The organism is Labedella gwakjiensis, from assembly GCF_003014675.1.
GTDB lineage: Bacteria > Actinomycetota > Actinomycetes > Actinomycetales > Microbacteriaceae > Labedella > Labedella gwakjiensis.
In genome coordinates this window covers 2,573,890-2,592,216 of sequence record NZ_PYAU01000001.1, presented here as the reverse complement: position 1 = coordinate 2,592,216, position 18,327 = coordinate 2,573,890, and the positions used below count along the sequence as shown (strand labels likewise).

General features: G+C 70.4%; 17 protein-coding genes. 8 read left to right on the top strand and 9 right to left on the bottom strand.

Going from position 1 to position 18,327, the window contains the following annotated elements:
- Positions 1–3: 3 nt before the first annotated feature.
- The 5 genes from CLV49_RS12160 (at position 4) to CLV49_RS12140 (ending at position 5,041) form a co-directional block, all read left to right on the top strand.
- Positions 4–660, top strand: coding sequence for a DUF4129 domain-containing protein (locus tag CLV49_RS12160; RefSeq protein ID WP_106563771.1), 657 nt, complete (start codon positions 4–6; stop codon positions 658–660).
- Positions 657–1,862 (top strand): DUF4350 domain-containing protein, encoded by a 1,206-nt coding sequence (locus CLV49_RS12155; protein WP_158261971.1) that lies wholly within the window; start codon positions 657–659, stop codon positions 1,860–1,862. Before CLV49_RS12160 ends, CLV49_RS12155 begins: the two co-directional genes overlap by 4 nt.
- Complete coding sequence (locus CLV49_RS12150) at positions 1,859–2,869, top strand: AAA family ATPase (protein ID WP_106563769.1); 1,011 nt, start codon at positions 1,859–1,861, stop codon at positions 2,867–2,869. Before CLV49_RS12155 ends, CLV49_RS12150 begins: the two co-directional genes overlap by 4 nt.
- The gene (locus CLV49_RS12145; protein WP_106563768.1) at positions 2,870–4,177 is read left to right on the top strand and encodes a DUF58 domain-containing protein; all 1,308 of its coding nucleotides are present in this window, start codon (positions 2,870–2,872) and stop codon (positions 4,175–4,177) included.
- Positions 4,178–4,255: 78 nt separating this feature from the next.
- Positions 4,256–5,041, top strand: a complete 786-nt coding sequence (locus tag CLV49_RS12140; RefSeq protein WP_106563767.1) for an MIP/aquaporin family protein — start codon at positions 4,256–4,258, stop codon at positions 5,039–5,041.
- A gap of 14 nt (positions 5,042–5,055) precedes the next feature.
- Here the strand turns inward: CLV49_RS12140 and CLV49_RS12135 are convergent, their stop codons facing one another.
- Positions 5,056–6,309: an MFS transporter gene (locus CLV49_RS12135; RefSeq protein WP_106563766.1), complete on the bottom strand. Its 1,254-nt coding sequence runs from the start codon at positions 6,307–6,309 to the stop codon at positions 5,056–5,058.
- Positions 6,310–6,378: 69 nt separating this feature from the next.
- On the opposite strand from CLV49_RS12135, the gene CLV49_RS12130 reads away from it, so the two are divergent.
- The gene (locus tag CLV49_RS12130) at positions 6,379–6,918 is read left to right on the top strand and encodes a helix-turn-helix domain-containing protein (RefSeq protein ID WP_106563765.1); all 540 of its coding nucleotides are present in this window, start codon (positions 6,379–6,381) and stop codon (positions 6,916–6,918) included.
- 21 nt (positions 6,919–6,939) lie between these two features.
- Here CLV49_RS12130 and CLV49_RS12125 read toward each other — a convergent pair whose 3' ends face one another.
- Positions 6,940–7,935, bottom strand: coding sequence for a stage II sporulation protein M (locus CLV49_RS12125; protein WP_106563764.1), 996 nt, complete (start codon positions 7,933–7,935; stop codon positions 6,940–6,942).
- 18 nt (positions 7,936–7,953) lie between these two features.
- On the opposite strand from CLV49_RS12125, the gene CLV49_RS12120 reads away from it, so the two are divergent.
- Positions 7,954–8,793, top strand: a complete 840-nt coding sequence (locus CLV49_RS12120; protein WP_106563763.1) for an RDD family protein — start codon at positions 7,954–7,956, stop codon at positions 8,791–8,793.
- Between the two features lie 81 nt (positions 8,794–8,874).
- Here CLV49_RS12120 and ahcY read toward each other — a convergent pair whose 3' ends face one another.
- From ahcY to CLV49_RS12105, 3 genes are all read right to left on the bottom strand, one after another.
- A complete protein-coding gene (gene ahcY, locus CLV49_RS12115) occupies positions 8,875–10,362 on the bottom strand; it encodes an adenosylhomocysteinase (protein WP_106563762.1) in 1,488 nt (495 codons plus the stop codon).
- Between the two features lie 76 nt (positions 10,363–10,438).
- On the bottom strand, positions 10,439–11,869 hold the full coding sequence (locus tag CLV49_RS12110; RefSeq protein WP_106565074.1) for a phosphomannomutase/phosphoglucomutase: 1,431 nt from the start codon (positions 11,867–11,869) through the stop codon (positions 10,439–10,441).
- A 5-nt stretch (positions 11,870–11,874) separates the two neighbouring features.
- Positions 11,875–12,087, bottom strand: coding sequence for a DUF3499 family protein (locus CLV49_RS12105; protein ID WP_106563761.1), 213 nt, complete (start codon positions 12,085–12,087; stop codon positions 11,875–11,877).
- An 88-nt stretch (positions 12,088–12,175) separates the two neighbouring features.
- Between CLV49_RS12105 and CLV49_RS12100 the strand changes: the two genes are divergently transcribed.
- A complete protein-coding gene (locus tag CLV49_RS12100) occupies positions 12,176–12,625 on the top strand; it encodes a metallopeptidase family protein (protein ID WP_106563760.1) in 450 nt (149 codons plus the stop codon).
- Between the two features lie 15 nt (positions 12,626–12,640).
- Here the strand turns inward: CLV49_RS12100 and CLV49_RS12095 are convergent, their stop codons facing one another.
- The 4 genes from CLV49_RS12095 to CLV49_RS18625 all read right to left on the bottom strand — a co-directional run bounded on the left by CLV49_RS12095 (position 12,641) and on the right by CLV49_RS18625 (position 18,267).
- Positions 12,641–14,050 carry a DUF5719 family protein gene (locus CLV49_RS12095; protein ID WP_127054294.1) on the bottom strand — a complete coding sequence of 470 codons (1,410 nt, stop codon included), beginning with the start codon at positions 14,048–14,050 and terminating at the stop codon, positions 12,641–12,643.
- Positions 14,047–17,235 carry a glycosyltransferase family 2 protein gene (locus CLV49_RS12090; RefSeq protein WP_106563758.1) on the bottom strand — a complete coding sequence of 1,063 codons (3,189 nt, stop codon included), beginning with the start codon at positions 17,233–17,235 and terminating at the stop codon, positions 14,047–14,049. The genes CLV49_RS12095 and CLV49_RS12090 overlap by 4 nt, the downstream gene beginning before the upstream one ends.
- Before the next feature lie 85 nt (positions 17,236–17,320).
- A complete protein-coding gene (locus CLV49_RS12085; RefSeq protein WP_106563757.1) occupies positions 17,321–17,644 on the bottom strand; it encodes a WhiB family transcriptional regulator in 324 nt (107 codons plus the stop codon).
- A 488-nt stretch (positions 17,645–18,132) separates the two neighbouring features.
- Positions 18,133–18,267 carry a hypothetical protein gene (locus CLV49_RS18625; protein ID WP_279432395.1) on the bottom strand — a complete coding sequence of 45 codons (135 nt, stop codon included), beginning with the start codon at positions 18,265–18,267 and terminating at the stop codon, positions 18,133–18,135.
- Positions 18,268–18,327: the final 60 nt, after the last annotated feature.

The window sequence follows — 18,327 nt, the reverse complement described above, 5'->3', positions numbered from 1 at the left end:
CGCGTGCACCGTCTCCCCGTACCGGCCGACATCCCGGTCGACCCCTCGGCGCCGGACGCGCGCGAACTGCTGCTGCGCGAGCTGTCCGGGCCGGAGTACACCGCCGCACAGCCCACGCTGCTCGATCGCATCGGACAGGCCATCTCTGAATGGTTCCAGTCCCTCACCCTCCCCTCGGGAGACGGTCTCGGCGGCCTGATCCCCGTCGTGCTCCTCGTCCTCCTGGTGATCGGGATCGTCGCGGCGTTCATCGTGTGGGGCGTACCGCGACTCAACCGGCGAAGCAGGGCGGCCGATTCCCTCTTCGGCGCCGACGAGCGCCGAACAGCGGCGCAGCTGCGGAAGGACGCTGCCGACGCCGCCGCACGGGGAGACGCCACCGCTGCCGTGCTCGACGCGTTCAGGGCTCTCGCGCGCGGCCTGCAGGAGCGCACCGTCGTCGCCGTCCTGCCCGGAACGACGGCGCACGATTTCGCCTCTCAGGGCGCCGTGGCCTTCCCGGATCTCGCTGCGGACTTCGGCCGGACGGCCGATGGCTTCGACGCGACGCGGTATGCGAGCGTGCCCGGCACGATGGAGCTCTACCGGTCGATCTCCGAGCTGGATGCGGCCGTCGCGCGGCGATCAGCCGTGCTCACCGAGGCGGTCGAGACGCCGTGACGGACACTCGCGAAGCGCCACCCTCCGTCGACGGCGACGTCCTGACCCCCAGCATCCGGACGCGCGCGAAGCGCTCCGTGTTCTGGGTCGTCCTCACGGGCTTCGGCCTGCTCGTCGTGGCCGCGGTGTACCTGCTCAGGGGGTCGAGCGACGCCGGGGCGCCACCCCTGGACCCGACGAGTCCCACCCCGGAGGGGTCCAAGGCCGTCGTCGAGGTCCTGAGATCGGAGGGGGTCGACGTGGTCACCGCGGACAGTGCGGCCGACGCGCTCACGTCGCTCGAGGACGGCTCCGGATCCACGCTCGTCGTCGTCGACAACGAGTACCTCGACGCCTCGCGACTCGCCTCCCTCGTGGCCGAGGCCGGGACGGTCGTCCTGATCGATCCCACGTTCGCGACGCTCCGGGCGGTCTCCTCCGACGTCCGGAGCGGGGGCGCCGCCGGTGGCGAGGCCGTCGACGCCGCGTGCGACGAGCCGACGGCCGAGCGGGCCGGACGCGCGACCGTCGAGAACACCTACCGCATCGACGGGGACGTCGCGGGGTGCTTCCCCGTCGGCGACGGTCGCTACGGGGTCGTGACCGTGCCGGGGGACACTCCGATCACGATCGTGGGATCGACGTCGGTCTTCGAGAACGGCACCATCACGGAGAGCGGGAACGCCGCCCTCGCCCTCGGCCTGCTCGGCACGTCCGACTCGCTCGTCTGGTACCTGCCGAGCCTCGCCGACGTCGAAGCGGACGCACCGCCGACCATCGGCGAGCTCACGCCCGGCTGGGTGGTACCGACGATGGTCCTCCTGCTCGCGGCGACGATCGCGGCCGGATTCTGGAGGGGACGGCGATTCGGTCCCCTCGTGGTCGAACCGCTGCCCGTCACGGTGCGCGCGGGCGAGACGATGGAGGGCCGGGCGCGGCTGTACCAGCGATCGTCTGCGCGACTCCGGGCCGTCGATGCCCTGCGCATCGGCACCATCGACCGCATCGCCTCGCGACTCGACCTCTCACGCCACGCTGACGCCGGAGTGGTCGCGGCGGCCGCAGCGGCGCTCACCGGTCGTGACCTCCGGGACGTCCGCGCGATCCTCGTCGACGCGATCCCCCGCGGCGATGCGGACCTCGTCGCACTGTCCGACGCCCTCAGCCTGCTCGAGACCCAGATCCACACCCTCACCGACCCCACCGGGAGACAGACACGATGAGCGACCAGTACCCCTCAGCACCCGAGCACCACGCGGCGCCCCCGCGACCCGACGATTCGGCGGCGCTCCGCGAGTCGCTCTCCCGCGTGCGGTCAGAGGTCGGGAAGGCCGTCGTGGGCCAGGACGCCGCCGTGACGGGTCTCATCATCGCCCTCCTCGCGCGGGGTCACGTGCTCCTCGAGGGTGTGCCCGGCGTGGCGAAGACCCTCCTCGTGCGCACCCTGAGCCACGCGCTCCAGCTCGACACGAAGCGCGTCCAGTTCACCCCAGACCTCATGCCGGGCGACGTGACCGGCTCGCTCGTCTACGACGGCAAGCGCGGGGAGTTCGAGTTCCGCGAGGGTCCCGTCTTCACGAACATCCTGCTTGCCGACGAGATCAACCGGACACCTCCGAAGACCCAGTCATCGCTGCTCGAGGCGATGGAGGAGCGGCAGGTCTCCGTCGACGGCGTCACGCGACCGCTGCCCGATCCGTTCCTCGTGGCGGCGACGCAGAACCCGATCGAGTACGAGGGCACCTACACGCTCCCGGAGGCTCAGCTCGACCGCTTCCTCCTCAAACTCGTGCTGGACCTCCCGGAACGCGACACCGAGGTCGAGGTGCTACGCCGGCACGCCGCCGGCTTCAACCCGCGCGACCTCACCGGAGCCGGCGTGGCACCGGTGCTCTCGAGCGAGCAACTGCACGCCGCCCAGGCCGCCGCCGCCCGCACCGCCGTCGGCGCCGATGTTCTCGCGTACATCGTCGACCTCGCGCGGGCCACCCGGCGGAGCCCGTCCGTCCGAATGGGCGTGAGCCCGCGAGCGACCACGGCCCTCCTCGCCTCGGCGAAGGCCTGGGCGTGGCTGAGCGGCCACCCCTCGATCACACCGGACCACGTCCAGGCGATGGTCATCCCCGTCTGGAGGCACCGCCTGCAGCTCCGGCCGGAGGCCGAGCTCGAGGGCGTCGCGACGGACGCCATCCTGCGGTCGATCCTCCAACAGGTCCAGGTGCCGATCTAGATGGCCGTCACGGGCTGGTTCGTCGCCCTCCTCGCCGTCGGGATCGTCCCCGTCGTCGCGGTGGGCGCCGATCCCGCGCGCTCCTTCGCCGTCCTCCTGTGGTGGATCGTGGGCAGTCTCGCGCTTCTCGCGATCGACGTCGTGCTCGCCGGGTCTCCTCGAAGCCTCATCCTCTCGCGCTTCCTGCCCGACCGGGTCCGGCTCGGCGAGGAGGCCACGAGCGAGATCCTCGTCACGAACCGTGGTCGGCGGACGGTGCGCGCGCTCGTGCGCGACGGGTGGCAGCCGACGACCGGCGCTCCCCTCGCCCGAGAGAGGGTGAGCGTCCCTCCCGGCGAGCGCCGACGCATCGTGCAGACCCTCCGACCGTTCCGACGCGGAGAGAGGCGCACCGAACACATCACGGTTCGATCGTTCGGCCCGTTGCGCCTCGGCGCTCGTCAGGCGACGATCGTCTCGCGCGGACGTCTTCGGGTCCTCCCGCCGTTCAACGCGCGGAAGCACCTGCCGAGCCGCCTCGCCCGGCTGCGCGAGCTCGACGGCGCGACGAGCGTCATGGTGCGCGGCCAGGGGACGGAGTTCGACTCGCTGCGGGACTACGTGCGTGGCGACGACGTCCGTTCGATCGACTGGAGGGCTACGGCCAGGCGCTCTGATCTCGTGGTGCGCACGTGGCGCCCGGAACGCGATCGCCGCGTGGTCATCGTCGTCGACACTGCTCGGACCTCGGCGGCTCGGATCGCGGACGAGGTGCGACTCGACACGGCGTTCGAGTGCTCCCTCCTGCTCTCCGCGCTCGCGACTCGCGCGGACGACCGCGTCGACTTCCTCGCCGTCGATCGACGGATCAGGGGACGCATCACCGGATCGACGGGCGCAGACCTCCTCGCGAAGCTCGTCGACGCGATGGCCGACATCGACCCGGAGATCATCGAGATGGACTGGGACGCCGTCCCGTCCCACGTCAGGCAGATCACGAGCCACCACGCCTTCGTCGTCCTCATCACGTCGATCGAGACGCCGGGCGCCTCGGCCGGCCTGCTCTCCGTCCTCCCCCAGCTCACGCGCAACCACACCGTCGCGGTGGTCTCGGTGACGGATCCGGCGGTCGCGGAGGCGCGGAACGAGCGCGGCGATCGTGAATCCGTCTACCGCGCGGCGGCGGCGGAACGCGCAGCGCTCGACGCCTCGCGGGTCGCTGCGGCTGTCCGTCGTCTCGGCGCCGACGTCGTCTCGGGAGCGCCCGGGGATCTCCCACCGGCCCTCGCCGATCACTACCTCGCCCTCAAGGCCACCGGGCGTCTGTAGGGGTTCGCCACCGTCCGTGCTCGTCCGACACGGCGCGTGCCGGACGCCGTCCGGCATCCCCCTCGCTACTGTCGGAGCATGACCGACGAACGCGAGCAGCCCGGTTTCCTCCCCTCCGTCGCGGCCGAAGCGTTCGGCACCTTCGTGGTGGTCGCCGTCATCGTGGGGGCGACGGTCCTCGCCGGCACGGTCGTCGGATCCCTCGGCATCGCTCTCGCCACGGGGTTCGCAATCGCCGGGGTGTACGCCACGATCGCTCATGTCTCCGGCGCCCACCTCAACCCGGCAGTGACCGTCGGCCTCGCGATCTCCGGTCGATTCCCCTGGCGCGACGTGCCGACTCACGTCGCAGCCCAGCTGATCGGCGCGACCCTCGGAGCGGCCCTCGTCCTGGGGATCACGGCCGACGGTGTGTCCGCGACGCTCGCGACCGCGCAGCGCGAGGGCTTCGCTGCAGGAGGTTATGGCGCCGAGCTCTCCCCCGACGGATTCGGCCTCCTCGCCGTCGCCCTCGTGGAGGCCGTCTTCACCGCCGTGATCGTGGCGCTGTACATCGCGCGCGGCCCGGCCGATGCGGTGGACGGTGGACATCGAGCCGCCGCCGGTCTCACGATCGGACTCGCCGTCGCCGCCCTCACGATCGTCGCGGCCCCGGTGTCGAACGCGTCGTTCAACCCCGCCAGGGCGCTCGCGACGGCCCTCTTCGCCGGACCCGACCGCATCGCACAGGTGTGGGCGTTCATCCTGTTCCCGCTCCTCGGAGCGGTCGTCGCCGGCACCGTCGCACGCGTCGCGAGCCGCCGAGCGGGCGACACGTCCGACGGGTCCGGGGGCGGAGACGACCTCCACACGCTCGACGACTGACGCCGCGGCGACGCTCAGGCGTCGGGCAGTCTCCGCATTCCGAGGAGCGGCGAGAACAGCACGGGGAGAGCGGCGAGGAGCGCGCCCACGGATCCGATCCACAGCGTCGGGACCACGCCGAGTACCGTTCCGAGGACACCAGACAGCAGAGAACCGATCGGCATGACACCCCAGACGAGGAATCGGATGGACGCGTTCATGCGGCCGAGCAGGCGCGGCGGGCAGACGCGCTGTCGGAACGTCACCTGGGTGATGTTGTAGACGAGCACCGTGAAGGCGAGCCCGAACTCCGCCGCCACGAGTATCGGCACGGCGAAGCCCGGCACGAGCGTGGCGGCGGGGATCATGAGGAGGAAGAGGCCGCCGGCGAGACACGAGACGGGGATGGTCGTCCCCTCCCCCAGTCTCGACGCGACCCACGGGGCGACGAGCGCGCCGAGGAGCCCGCCGCCGGCCCCGACCGAGAAGACGACACCCATGACGGCGGGCGAGAGGCTCAGCTCACGCAGCACGAGGATCGGCAGCATGGTCGTCGCAATCGTCGCGAAGAAGTTGTTGATGCTCGTGGCCGCGGTGATGCGCGATAGGAGCGGATGCCGCAGGACGTAGGACAGTCCCTCCTGGATCTCGCGGTGGAGCGGCCGACGCTCGGCGCGGTCCGGGAGCGTCTCCTCGTCATGGATGCGGGAGAGGAACAGGAACGATGCGAAGTAGGTGAGTGCCGTCGCGGCGAGCACGAAGGGCGCCGCGAGGATCGTGAGGAGAGCACCTCCGGCGGCCGGGCCGCCGATGCGTGCGATCTGCGCCGACGACTCGAGCTTGCCGTTCGCATCGCCGATCGAGGCCGACGGCACAAGGACGGGGACGAAGCTCTGGTACGCGACGTCGAAGAACACCGTCGCCGTGCCGAGGACAGCCCCCACGACGTAGAGGTGCCAGAACTCGAGCGTCCCCGTGATCCAGAGGATCGGAACGACGGCCAGGACCGCCGCGCGCACGAGGTCCGCCGTGAGCATGATGTGTCGCTTCCTCAGGCGATCGATCCACGCTCCGGCCGGCAGCCCGATCAGCAGGAAAGCGGCGGTGTCGACGGCACCCAGTACGCCCACCTGGAAGGGCGTCGCCTGGAGGAGCGACACGGCGAGCACGGGGATCGCGACGTGCGCGAGCTGGGCGCCGAACTGGCTGAGGCTCTCCCCGGCCCAGAGCGTCAAGAACCCGCGATGGCGCCACAGCGGCGAGCGAGATCGGGGGTCCGTCGTGGTCATACGGTCATCGTGGAGCATGCGATTGATATTTGTCAATCACTGCGAGGAGCGGCGGGCTACGCTGGCCCTATGACTCCGCCGTTCGTCGAGCCGCCCGCCGACGAGTCCGAGGCCGACGTCGAGGCCCGGGCCAGAGCGCTCAGCTCCCCTCTCCGTATGCGGATCCTTCGGATCTGTCTGCACGAATCGAGGACGAACAAGGACATCGCGGCGATCCTCGATCTCAATCCGGGCACCGTCCTCCACCACGTGCGCACCCTCGTCCGAACGGGCCTCCTCCGCGCCGAGGAGCCCCGGTCGGGCCGACGCGGCGCCCGCGAGGTGCCGTATCGCGCGACCGGACTGTCCTTCTTCTCTCGAACGCCGCACGCCTCGTCACTTCTCGTCGAGACCTTCCTCCAGGAGATCGCCGGAATAGATCCAGACGACCTCGACGCCTGGAGACTCGGCGTGAAGCTCTCGCCGGAAGCCCTCTCGGAATTCCGCGACCGGTTCCGCAACCTGGTGGTCGAGTACGCCGCACTCGATCCCGACCCGGACGGAGTGCCGCTGTCGCTCTTCATCGCGATGCACCCGGAGCGGCAGCCGCCGATCGCCTCCGATGACTGAGCCACCGTCGAGAAGGCTCCCTCAACCCGCCACGAGACTCGATGCGCCGCGCTCGAACTCCTCGAGGTCGCCCGTCTCGCCCGACCGGGCCGCTCGCCCACCGATCACGAGCATGTAGAAGAGGAATGCACCGAGCGCCAGGGCACCGATCGCGATCTTGACAGCCGGATGCCACGGGGCCGGCGTCACGAAGCCCTCGATGATGCCGGACACGAACAGCGCGATGATCAGTCCGATCACGACGGTGAAGAGCGCCCGTGCCTCCTGGGCGAGCGACCGTCCACGCGGAAGGCGTCCGGGCGCGACCCACGACCAGAAGATGCGCAGGCCCGCCGCCCCGGCGACGAAGACGCTCGTGAGCTCGAGGAGGCCGTGGGGAAGGATGTAGAGGAAGAACGTGTCGCCCTCGTCGTACGCGAACATGACACCCGCCGTGAGCCCGATGCCCTGCGCGTTGCCGGCGATGACGTACGGGACCCAGACTCCGGTGATCCCGAAGGCGATGCACTGGGCGGCGATCCAGGCGTTGTTGGTCCACACCCGTCCGGCGAAGGACGTCGCCGGGTTCTCCGAGTAGTAGGCGACGAAGCCCTGCTCGGCGGTCTGCCGCAGGGTCGCCTCGTCGCCGAGGGCGGCGAGCGCCTGCGGGTTCGTCGCGATCCATGTCGCGTACAACGACGCGACGATCGTGAAGGCGACGAAGACCGCGAGGGTGACCCAGCGCAGCCGGTAGAGCGCCGCCGGCAACTGGAGCGCGAAGAAGCGCGGGATCTGCGACGCGACGTTGCGCCCGGCCGACGTGAAGCGGAGCCGCGCGCGCGACAGCGAGACGCTCAATCGGTCTCCCGTGACCGTCGATCCCGCCGTCGTCTTGATCGCCGAGAGCTGCGTCGCACCGGACTGGTATCGGTCGATCAGCTCGTCGGCCTCCGCGCCGGACAGCGACCCCCGGCGGCCGAGCTCGTCCAGGCGGTCCCAATCGGCACGATGTGCGGCAGCGTAAGCGTCGATGTCCATCCGATTACGATGATATCCATGACCTCGAGCGCGCAGTCGACAACCGATCCGCGCGAACTCGTCACCGGCGAGGCCGTCGCGCTCGATGTGCGTGCCGCGAGCTTCGTCCTGCGGGCCGCGGGCGCCGCCATCGACCTCGTCGTGCACGTGGGGTTCGCGCTCCTCCTCGGCTACCTGCTCTTCCTGGCGGCGGAATTCGTCGACATCGACGAGGCGGCGTTCCAGGCCGCCGTCATCTCGATCATCGTGGTGTCGTTCATCGTCGTACCGACGGCGGTCGAGCTGGCGATGCGAGGTCGATCGCTCGGCAAGCTCGCGATCGGCGCCCGAGTGGTGCGCCTCGACGGTGGAGCGATCGGCTTCCGGCACGCGTTCATCCGATCGCTCGTCGGATTCTTCGAGATCTACATGACGATCGGAGGGGTCGCCGCGCTCGTCGGCCTGCTGAGCGATCGGTCGCAGCGACTAGGCGATCTCCTCGCGGGCACCTACGCGCAGCATGAGCGTGTGCCGCGTGTCATCACACCGGTGTACGGGGTACCGCCGGAGCTGCAGGGATGGGCGACGACCGCCGACGTGGCCCGCTTACCCGACCGACTCGCGCGGCGCATCGCCCAGTACCTGCAGCAGGTGGCGCGGCTCTCACCCGCCGCACGCGAGCGGCTGGGTCGCGAACTGGCGGCCGAGGCCGCCCCCTACGTCTCGCCCCTGCCCAACGTCGCCCCCGACACGTTCCTCTTCGCTGTCGCGGCGATGCGACGGGAGCGCGAGTTCAGGAAGCTCACCCTCGAGCGCGAGCGTCTCGACCTGCTGCGCCCCACCCTCGACGGCACGCCCCACCACTTCCCCGACCGCTGAGACGAACCGACGTGCGGACCTCGGCGGTCTCCTCGCGGGAGGAGACGACCGACGTCCGCACGTCGCGGGTGCTGAAGTGGATCAGTAGCGGTAGTGGTCCACCTTGAAGGGGCCGTCGACCGGCACGCCGATGTAGGCGGCCTGCTCGGGCGAGAGCTCCGTGAGCTCGACGCCGAGAGCGTCGAGGTGGAGTCGCGCGACCTTCTCGTCGAGGTGCTTCGGCAGCACGTAGACGCCGACGGGGTACTCCTCGATCCGCGTGTAGAGCTCGAGCTGCGCGAGCACCTGGTTCGTGAACGAGTTGCTCATGACGAAGGACGGGTGACCCGTCGCGTTTCCGAGGTTCATGAGGCGTCCCTCTGACAGGACGAGGATGGACCGGCCGGTCGGCAGGCGCCACTCGTGCACCTGCGGCTTGATCTCGACACGCTCTGCGCCGGGAATGCGGGAGAGCCCGTCCATGTCGATCTCGTTGTCGAAGTGCCCGACGTTGGCGACGATCGCGAGGTGCTTCATTGCGAGCATGTGCTCGGTCGTGATGACGGACTTGTTGCCCGTGCCCGAGACGAAGATGTCGACGTCGCCCACGACCGACTCGATGCGTGCGACCTGGTAGCCGTCCATGGCCGCCTGGAGCGCGCAGATCGGGTCGACCTCGGTCACGATGACGCGCGCGCCCTGGCCGCGGAGCGCCTCGGCCGCGCCCTTTCCGACGTCTCCGTATCCGGCGACGAGCGCGACCTTGCCGCCGATGAGGACGTCCGTTGCGCGGTTCAGGCCGTCCGGAAGCGAGTGGCGGATGCCGTACTTGTTGTCGAACTTCGACTTCGTCACCGAATCGTTCACGTTGATGCCGGGGAAGAGCAACTCACCGTCGCGGAAGAGCTCGTACAGACGGTGCACGCCCGTCGTGGTCTCCTCCGTGACGCCGAGCAGGTCGCGAGAGATGCGCGTCCACCGGTCGGGGCTGTCCGCGAGCGAGGCGCGCAGCACCCCGAGGATGACCCGATACTCCTCGGGGTCGTCATCCGTCGCGTCGGGGACGACACCGGCGGCCTCGAACTCGACGCCCTTGTGCACGAGCAGGGTGGCGTCTCCGCCGTCGTCGAGGATGAGGTTCGGACCCGTCCACTCGGCATCCTCTTCCGCGGCCTCCGCCGACCAGTCGAAGATACGGCCTGTGGCCCACCAGTATTCGTCGAGGGTCTCGCCCTTCCAGGCGAAGACCGGCACACCGGCCGGCGCGTCCGGCGTTCCCGTGGGGCCGACGGCGATGGCGGCGGCCGCCTCGTCCTGCGTCGAGAAGATGTTGCAGCTGGCCCACCGCACGCGCGCGCCGAGAGCCACGAGCGTCTCGATGAGAACGGCGGTCTGCACGGTCATGTGCAGCGATCCCGCGATGCGCGCGCCGGCGAGGGGCTGACTGGGACCGAACTCGTCGCGAAGGGCCATGAGCCCGGGCATCTCGTTCTCGGCGAGACGGATCTGGTGGCGGCCCGCCTCCGCGAGCGAGAGGTCGGCGACGGAGAAGGGCATGGAGCCGGTCGCGACCGGAGAGGTGATCGTCATTGCTCCATTGTCGCACCCGTAACCGAGAGGCCGCCCCGTGTGACAGCCGCCCTGCGTCGGCCCTCCGCCGAACCGATCAGGCGCGGATGAGAGAGAGGACCTCGTCGCGGATCGCTTCCATCTGTGCGCGCGAGGACGCTTCGGCATTGAGACGCAGGAGCGGCTCGGTGTTCGACGGACGCACGCTGAACCACCAGAAGTCGTCGTCGAGCCCGGCGTGGCCGGTGACCGTGAGGCCATCGAGCTCGTCGAACTCCGCGCGACCGGCGAACGCCTCGACGATACGGGCGAACGCCGCCGGCACGTCCTCCACCGTCGAATTGATCTCGCCGGACGCGAAGTAGGGCGAGTACGCGGAGGCGAACTCGGACAGCGGCGCCCCCTGCGCACCGAACTCCGCGAGGACGTGCATCGCGGCGAGCATGCCGTTGTCGGCGCTCCAGAAGTCGCGGAAGTAGTAGTGCGCCGAGTGTTCGCCCCCGAAGACGGCGCCCGTACGTCGCATCTCGTCCTTGATGAGCGAGTGGCCGACCTTCGTGCGGACCGCCGTCGCGCCCGCCGCCTCGATGGTCTCCTGCACGATGCGCGAGGTGATGAGGTTGTGCAACACGGTGATGTCCGCCTGGGGGTCGTCGCGGCGAGCCCGCGCGATCTCGCGGACGGCGACGATCGCCGCGATGGCCGACGGCGTGACCGCCTCTCCGCGCTCGTCGACGACGAAGCAGCGATCGGCGTCGCCGTCGAAGGCGAGGCCCAGGTCTGCCCCGTGTTCGACGACGGCCTTCTGCAGGTCGACGAGGTTCTTCGGCTCGAGCGGGTTGGCCTCGTGATTCGGGAACGTCCCGTCGAGCTCGAAGTAGAGGGGGATGATCGTGAGCGGCAGCGACGGAAGCCCTGCTGCGGTCTCGAGGACCGCTGGAACGGTGAGCCCACCCATGCCGTTGCCGGCGTCCACCACGATCGTGAGCGGCCGGATGGCGTCGAGCGGTACGAGCGTGCGGAGGTACGTCGCGTAGTCCGCCAGCACGTCACGCGTCTCGACGGACCCCGTGGCCGACGCCGTGGGGATGCCCGACGCCAGGTACTCGGCGGCGCGGTCGCGGATGGCCGCGAGCCCTGTGGCCTTCGACATGGCCTCTGCGCCCGCGCGCGAGAACTTGATGCCGTTGTAACGCGCCGGATTGTGGCTCGCCGTGAACATGGCGGCCGGTGCTCCGAGGCTGCCCGACGCGAAATAGCTCTCGTCCGTCGAGCACAGTCCGATCGAGATCACGTCGGCCCCCCGCGCGGTGGCGCCGCGCGAGAACGCCTCGGCGAACCCCGGTGACGAGTCGCGCATGTCATGCCCGACGACGACCGACGAGCCGGCCCCGTCGACCTCGTCGACGAAGGCCGCCGCGAGAGCCTCGACGATCTCCTCCGTGAGCCCCTCGCCCACGACCCCGCGCACGTCGTACGCTCCGACGACCGACGCGAGACGGGCGTTCTGTGCTGAATCCGATGCCATGAGGATCACCCTACTTCGCCGAGGACGGCGTGGCGGATGACCTGCCAGCCGTTGGGGACCGACAGTCGCTCCGAGTGGATCGAGCAGAGGTCGTACGTGTGCGGGTCGCGCGTGAGACCGAGGGGCCCGAGCACGGCCATCTGGTCGCCGTAGTCGTAGCTGAGGGTGGACACGGCCTCGCGTGTGCACCCGACCTTCGAGCAGATTCTGTCGTCCATCGCCGTCAGTCTACGGACAGCCCCCGACAGCGGGGCCGCACCGCGCCGACCCCGGCCGCTCGTCGCCGCCGGCGCATAGGATTGCGACATGAGGCGCAAGCACGAACGGTCCCCGATCGGCGATCCGGGACGCCGCGCCGTCCGGCGAGACCGCCACGGCAGGGCCGGGCGCAGCTCTGTCGTCCGCCCCCCGCTCCCGGCGCTCCGGACCCGCATCGACCTCTTCGATCAGACCGTCGCCTCGACAGCCGATTTCTTGAGGGGATCCTGGCCGGACGAGCTCGCCGGCGTGCGCTACGAGGTGCAGGCCATGCCGCCGAAGCTCGACTCCGGTGACGGCGTCGACCGGTGGCACACGGACGCGTCGACGCGTCGCATCACCCTCTTCCGCCTCCCCATCCAACGCCTCAGTCACCTGCACCGCGACGACGAGATGCACCAGCGGATGATGATCGAGAGCTGCGTCTTCCGAGCGACTGCCGAGTTCCTCGGGAAGGATCCGTGGGACCTCGGCCCCGAACGGTTCCGCTTCCTCTGAAGCCGCGTGGGCTCGTCAGCGCATCCGGACGACGACGGGATCCGATGCGGCGCTCGGCGCCGTCAGCGGGTATGACGAGATGCCGACGTCGCCGAGCAGCGTGACGGCCGCGTGCAAGCCGTCGGTCCCTGACAGCTCGTAGACGACGTCGCCGTCGACGTCTCGCTGGATCGAGCCTCCGGCCGGCACGTCGACGGTGGTCTCGGCGCCGGAGGAGACGAGAGAGACCGTCCTGTCCTCGTCCGTCGGGTTGGCGATGCGCATGGTCGCCTGGGCTCCCGGAGGAACGGCGACCGTCGCCGTCGCGGCGAGTGGCGTCGTCGCGGCGAACCAGGCGAAGTCGTCCTTGTCGTCCCGCGATGAGGCGCTGTGGCCCGCAGAGGTGACCGGCTGGTCCGATGTCACGAGGAGGGTGTACTCGCCGGGTGCAAGGTCGTCGAGGGGCACATCGGTGACCGTCCCCGCCGCGGTGGTGACCGTTCGGGGCTCCGAGAGGGTCCCGTCGCTCGCCCGGGCGACCACGGTGACCTGTGCGTCGAAGCCGCCCGGCGCGAGGACCCGCACGCCCGGGACACGGAAGTCGTAGCCGTCGGCACGGTCGACGGGGCGAGAGGACGGCACGATGAAACCGGGGATGATCTGGCTGTCGGCCGGTGACGCCGACGGACCGACGACGTCCACGCCCTCCGGGGTGATCGAACGGACCGCTGACTGCTGCAGGGCGGCGGCGACCGGAGCGCCGACGCTCGTGACGTGGACGACGGGGATGAGCAGGTTGGGGGCGATGCCGGCGAGCGAGATGATGCGTTGCGATCCCGCGGCCACGACGATGCCGGAGGCTCCCGACGCGTCGACGGCGCCGCTCTCGCCGAACACCTCGAGCGAGACGCTCGCATCCACGGTGGACGGGTTCGCGAGGGTGAGGACGGTGGTCTGGCCGACATCCGTGGATCCGCCGACGAGCCACGACTCCGCCGCCGTCTCCGTGCACGACGACGCCGAGAATCCCGAGAGCCGTTCGAGCTCGACGCTCTGCGATTGAGCCCCCGCGAGGACGGAGTCACCGTCGCTCGGCTCGGCGGAGAGGACGGTAGGGCCCTCACGACCGGCGGAGTCGTCGGGCGCGGCGAGTGTCGACGACGTTGCGGCGCCGTCCACCCCATCGCCCGCCACGACCACCGGCGAGCCGACCGATGTCGCGGCGGTCGCGGCTGCCGCGTCCTGCCCGAGCTCGATGAGCGAGCCGGTACAGACCCGCGACTGGTCGGCCGCGACCGGCTCGACCGTCACACTCGCTGGAGCGCCGCCGATGTCCGGCAGATCGAGGCGCCCGGCGAAGACGATCGTCGCGACCGCGGCCGCGACCCCGACGAGCCCGACCGTGGTGCGAACGGCCCGTGTCACTGTGAGTCGCGTGGAGCTCAACGCGCCCCTCCTGTTCGTGGTGCGGAGGCATCGCGGCCGTCGTCCGGGCCGGCCTCCCCGTCGGGTGCGTCGATCGGGTCGGCCGACACACCGCTCTCGAGTTCGTCGATGCTCGGCCCGTCGCTGTCGCCGGAAGAGTCGCCGGACACCGAATCGCCGACGGCATCCGCGTCGGCGCCGTCGGCACCGGCACCGTCGGCGCTCACGGCGTCGTCTGCCCAATCGGGGTCCGACTGGCCGTCGGCTGGCTCGACCAGATCGGGGAGGGTCTCGATGGCGGCCGCATCGTCCTCGTCCGGTGCCGCACGCCTCCTGGAGGCCGGTCGGATCCCCACCGTGCGAGAACGACGTCGCGCGGCCTCACGCGAGGCCGCCGTCGGCACCGCGATGAGGAGCGCGATCAGGAACACCACGATCCACGAGACGGGAACGATGGTGGACCACAACGGATCGACGCCCTCGCGCTGCGGGCGTTCGACGTCCGCGACGTTCCGCCACAGCTCGCCGGCGTCGGTCGGCCCGACGTACTCGACCGCGGGATTGGCGGTGAGCGCGGCGGCCGCATCGGCTGCCAGTTCGTCCGGCCCGCGACGAGCGTCGGTGTCCGGTTCGCCGCTGCCGGCCTCGTCCGCGAGCTCCGCGACCTCGAACGGCTCCGTCGACAGGAGCACGAAGTCGATGCCGAGGGCGGCGAGCTCCGGCGCCGCGTCGAGCCCACTGCGGGACACGAGGTTCCCGGCGAGCTCGGCGACGCGCGCATCGGTCTGCGCCGTGGGATCGGATGTGCGGCTCACCGTCGACTGGTCGTCGAGGAGGTCGCCGCGGCCCGCCAGGTATCGGACGGCGATCGATCCGTCCGCGAGCGGGGTGATGCGGAGAGTCGCGATGTCCGGGTCCTCGGTCGCGGCCGCGTCGACGTACGCCGGTAGGGTCCGGCCGGACCCGGCGACCACGACCGACGTGTCGAACGGCTTCGCGGCGGCGAGGGGTGCGACCATGACCGCGAGGCCGACGACGGCCACCAGGGCTGGCACGACGCCGCGGCGACCCAACCCGTCCAGACCGGAGAGCGCCGCCCCCGAGAGCCCCAACCAGTAGAGGCTCAACGCACTCCCCTGCCAGACCGAGATCGGCACGCCGTCGAGCGTCGCGATGGTCAGGCTGCCGGCGGCCACAGCCGTTCCGGCCCCGAGCAGGGCGACGGCGAGGAGGACGAGGGTGCGCCGCTGCCCGCGCACGAACAGACCGGCGAGGGCGAGCAGGGCCATCGGCACGAGGAGGACGGGCAGGACGACGGCGAGCACGTTGCCCGACACACCCCAGGCCGTCGCGAGAGCGGACCACGTCGAATCGCGGTCGATGGGGAAGCCGGAGAGGATCGAGGCCGGCCCGACGGCCGACGTCGCGACACCGGCTCCCGGATCGGCGAGCAGCGCCGTCCACCTCGACGAGACGACCCCCTGCTGCCAGATGAGCGGCGCGAAGAGCACGAGGGTCGGCACCGGGACGAGGAGCACACGCAGCACGCCGCGGCCGGCCGAGACGAGCGCGAACAGCCAGAGGATCGCGAGCGGCACCGCGAGCACGGGCGAACATGCCGCGACGACAGCCAGGAGGATCGACGACGCGGCAGCCGACGCCCAGGATCGCGCGGCGGACGTTCCGGCGAGGAACAACCACGGCAGCACCAGGTGGACGATGACGGCGGCGGGCCGACCGTCGGCGAGTGCCGCGAGGAACGTCGGGGACAAGGTCCAGAGCACGGCTCCGACGAGGCGGAACCCGCTGCGCTCCGTGAGTCGTGTGGCCGCGAGCCAGCCTCCGAGAGTGGCGAGGGGGAACGCGAGGAGCCAGAGCAGGACGAGAGAGAACGACGGATCCCAGAACGTCAGCGTGCCGAGAACCGCGACCACGACGGTGAAGGGGTCGGACGCGCCGACGAAGCCCGTCCCGACGTCTCGCCAGCCCCAGCCCACGTTCGCCCAGAGCTCGGAGACGGACCGCGACATCGGCAGGAGACCCCCGCCGTCGAGGACCGTCGCCGGGACGAGCGGGAGGAGGAGGACGAGGCCGACGACGGCGGACCCGAGCACGAGCCACGCGCCCCCTCCGCCGAAGAACCGCAGATCCGTCCGCTCGACGAAAGCCTGGTCGTCGCCCTCGACCTCACGCTCGAGCTCCCGACGGCGACGCAGCTCCCGCCACGGCATCCGCAGCCCGGAGATCGTCGACCATCCGACCCTCCGCGAGCGGGAGAGGTTCGAGCGGGCCGCGAAGACGCGCGTGTCGGCGAACGCCGCCTTGAACGCGGCGCGGAACTCCGAGCCAACGAGCCCGGGGCGTTTGAGCACGAGGAGCGCGATCGACCGGAGGACGGCGAGCGGCAGGATCGAGAGCCAGTGGAGCGGGAGCAGGGCCGCCGGCGCGTACACGAGTCGTCGGTGGAGTTCCGCCGAACGCGCGAGTCGCGCCCGCCGCTGCGTCGTGCCCCACCGCCGGCCGCGCGGCGCGCCGGCTACGCCGTCACCGGCGGAGCCCACGACGGCCTCGGGTACGAGCGTCACGCGGCTTCCCGCCAATCGCACGCGGACCCCGAAGTCGAGGCCGTCGTCGACCGGCCCGAGAGCCGCGTCGAAGCCGCCGAGGTCCTCGAAGACCTTCGCACGCACGAGCATGCCGATCGGAGAGACGGCCAGCACGTCCGTCTCCCCGTCGTGCTGGCCCTGGTCGAGTTCGTCCGTGACGAGTTCCACCGTCCGGCCGAGCGTCGTCATCGTCTCACCGAGCGAGCGGATGCGCCGGGGATCGTCGGCGTCGACGACCTTCGGGCCGGCGACGGCCACGGACGGGGCCACCTCGACACCGGCGAGGAGCTCGGCGAGAGCCGTCGGCTCCGGGGCCGTGTCCTGCGCGAGGAACCACAGGTACTCGTCGTCGCCGACCGGCTCGTCGACTACACGGAGCCCTGCGGCGATGGCCCGCCCGAAGGAGAGGTTCTCAGTCGTCGTGACGACCTGGTCGACCCGTCCGTCGTCGAAGGCACGCAGGATCTCGTCCTTGGCGTCGACCGCGACGCCGATCACACGATCCGGCGTTCGGGTCTGTGCCTCGACCGCAGCGAGGGTGCGGCGCAGACGGTCAGCGCTCGAGTGCGCCACGACGAGGACGGTTACGCGGGTCTCCATAGCGCGATCAGCCTAAGCCGGGCGGCAGCGAGCCCCGGTGTCATCGGCGGGCGTGGTCGAATTCGTCGACCGCCCCGACGGAGCCTCAGCCCGCGCGCTTCTTCAGCTTGCGGCGTTCCCGCTCGGACAGACCGCCCCAGATGCCGAAGCGCTCGTCGTTCTGGAGGGCGTAGTCGAGGCACTGGCCGCGGACCTCGCACGATCCGCAGATCCGCTTGGCGTCCCGCGTGGAGCCGCCCTTCTCCGGGAAGAAGGCTTCGGGATCGGTCTGGGCGCAGAGCGAATCGGACTGCCATGCGAGCGGATTGTCATCCTCGGGAGCAGCACGCCGGACGCCGGGGATTCCGAGCTGGACGGGGTCGACGAACCAGTTGTCCGGGACTCCTGAGTATTCGTTCGGAATGCCCATACCGTCTCCCCACCTACGTCGCACTCGGCCTTGCGACGCTTCACGCGCCGTCCCCTAATTACACCCGTGTAGTTCCCGTGGGTCAAGTCGTGGATCGTAAACCCTCGACCCCCAATCGAGGGTTGCGACACGGCGAGTCGTATGCATATCGACGCAAACCCTCGACACCCCACTCAAACGCACATCGAGGGCCACGACACGGCGAGTCGTATGCATATCGACGCAAACCCTCGACACCCCACTCAAACGCACATCGAGGGCCACGACACGGCGAGTCGTATGCATATCGACGCAAACCCTCGACACCCCACTCAAACGCACATCGAGGGCCACGACACGGCGAGTCGTATGCATATCGACGCAAACCCTCGACACCCTACTCAAACGCGTATCGAGGACTGCCATACGGCAAGTCGTCCGCCGATCGACGCGAATCCTCGACACCCCACTCAAACGCACATCGAGGGCCACCCGCTCGCACAACGGCATCAGCGATCGGGCCGATCGCGTCCGTCCCGCTCGAGGGTCGGGCGGCGACGGTACCCGTCGCGAGCGACGTCGACGAGGGTCCAGACGATGCCGGAGAGGAAGAGGAGGGCGGCGAAGACGAGAAAGAGGGTCATGGCAGTAAATCTAGGAATTGCGGGATCCTGCCACGAGTGGCAGTATCGACAGAAATCAGT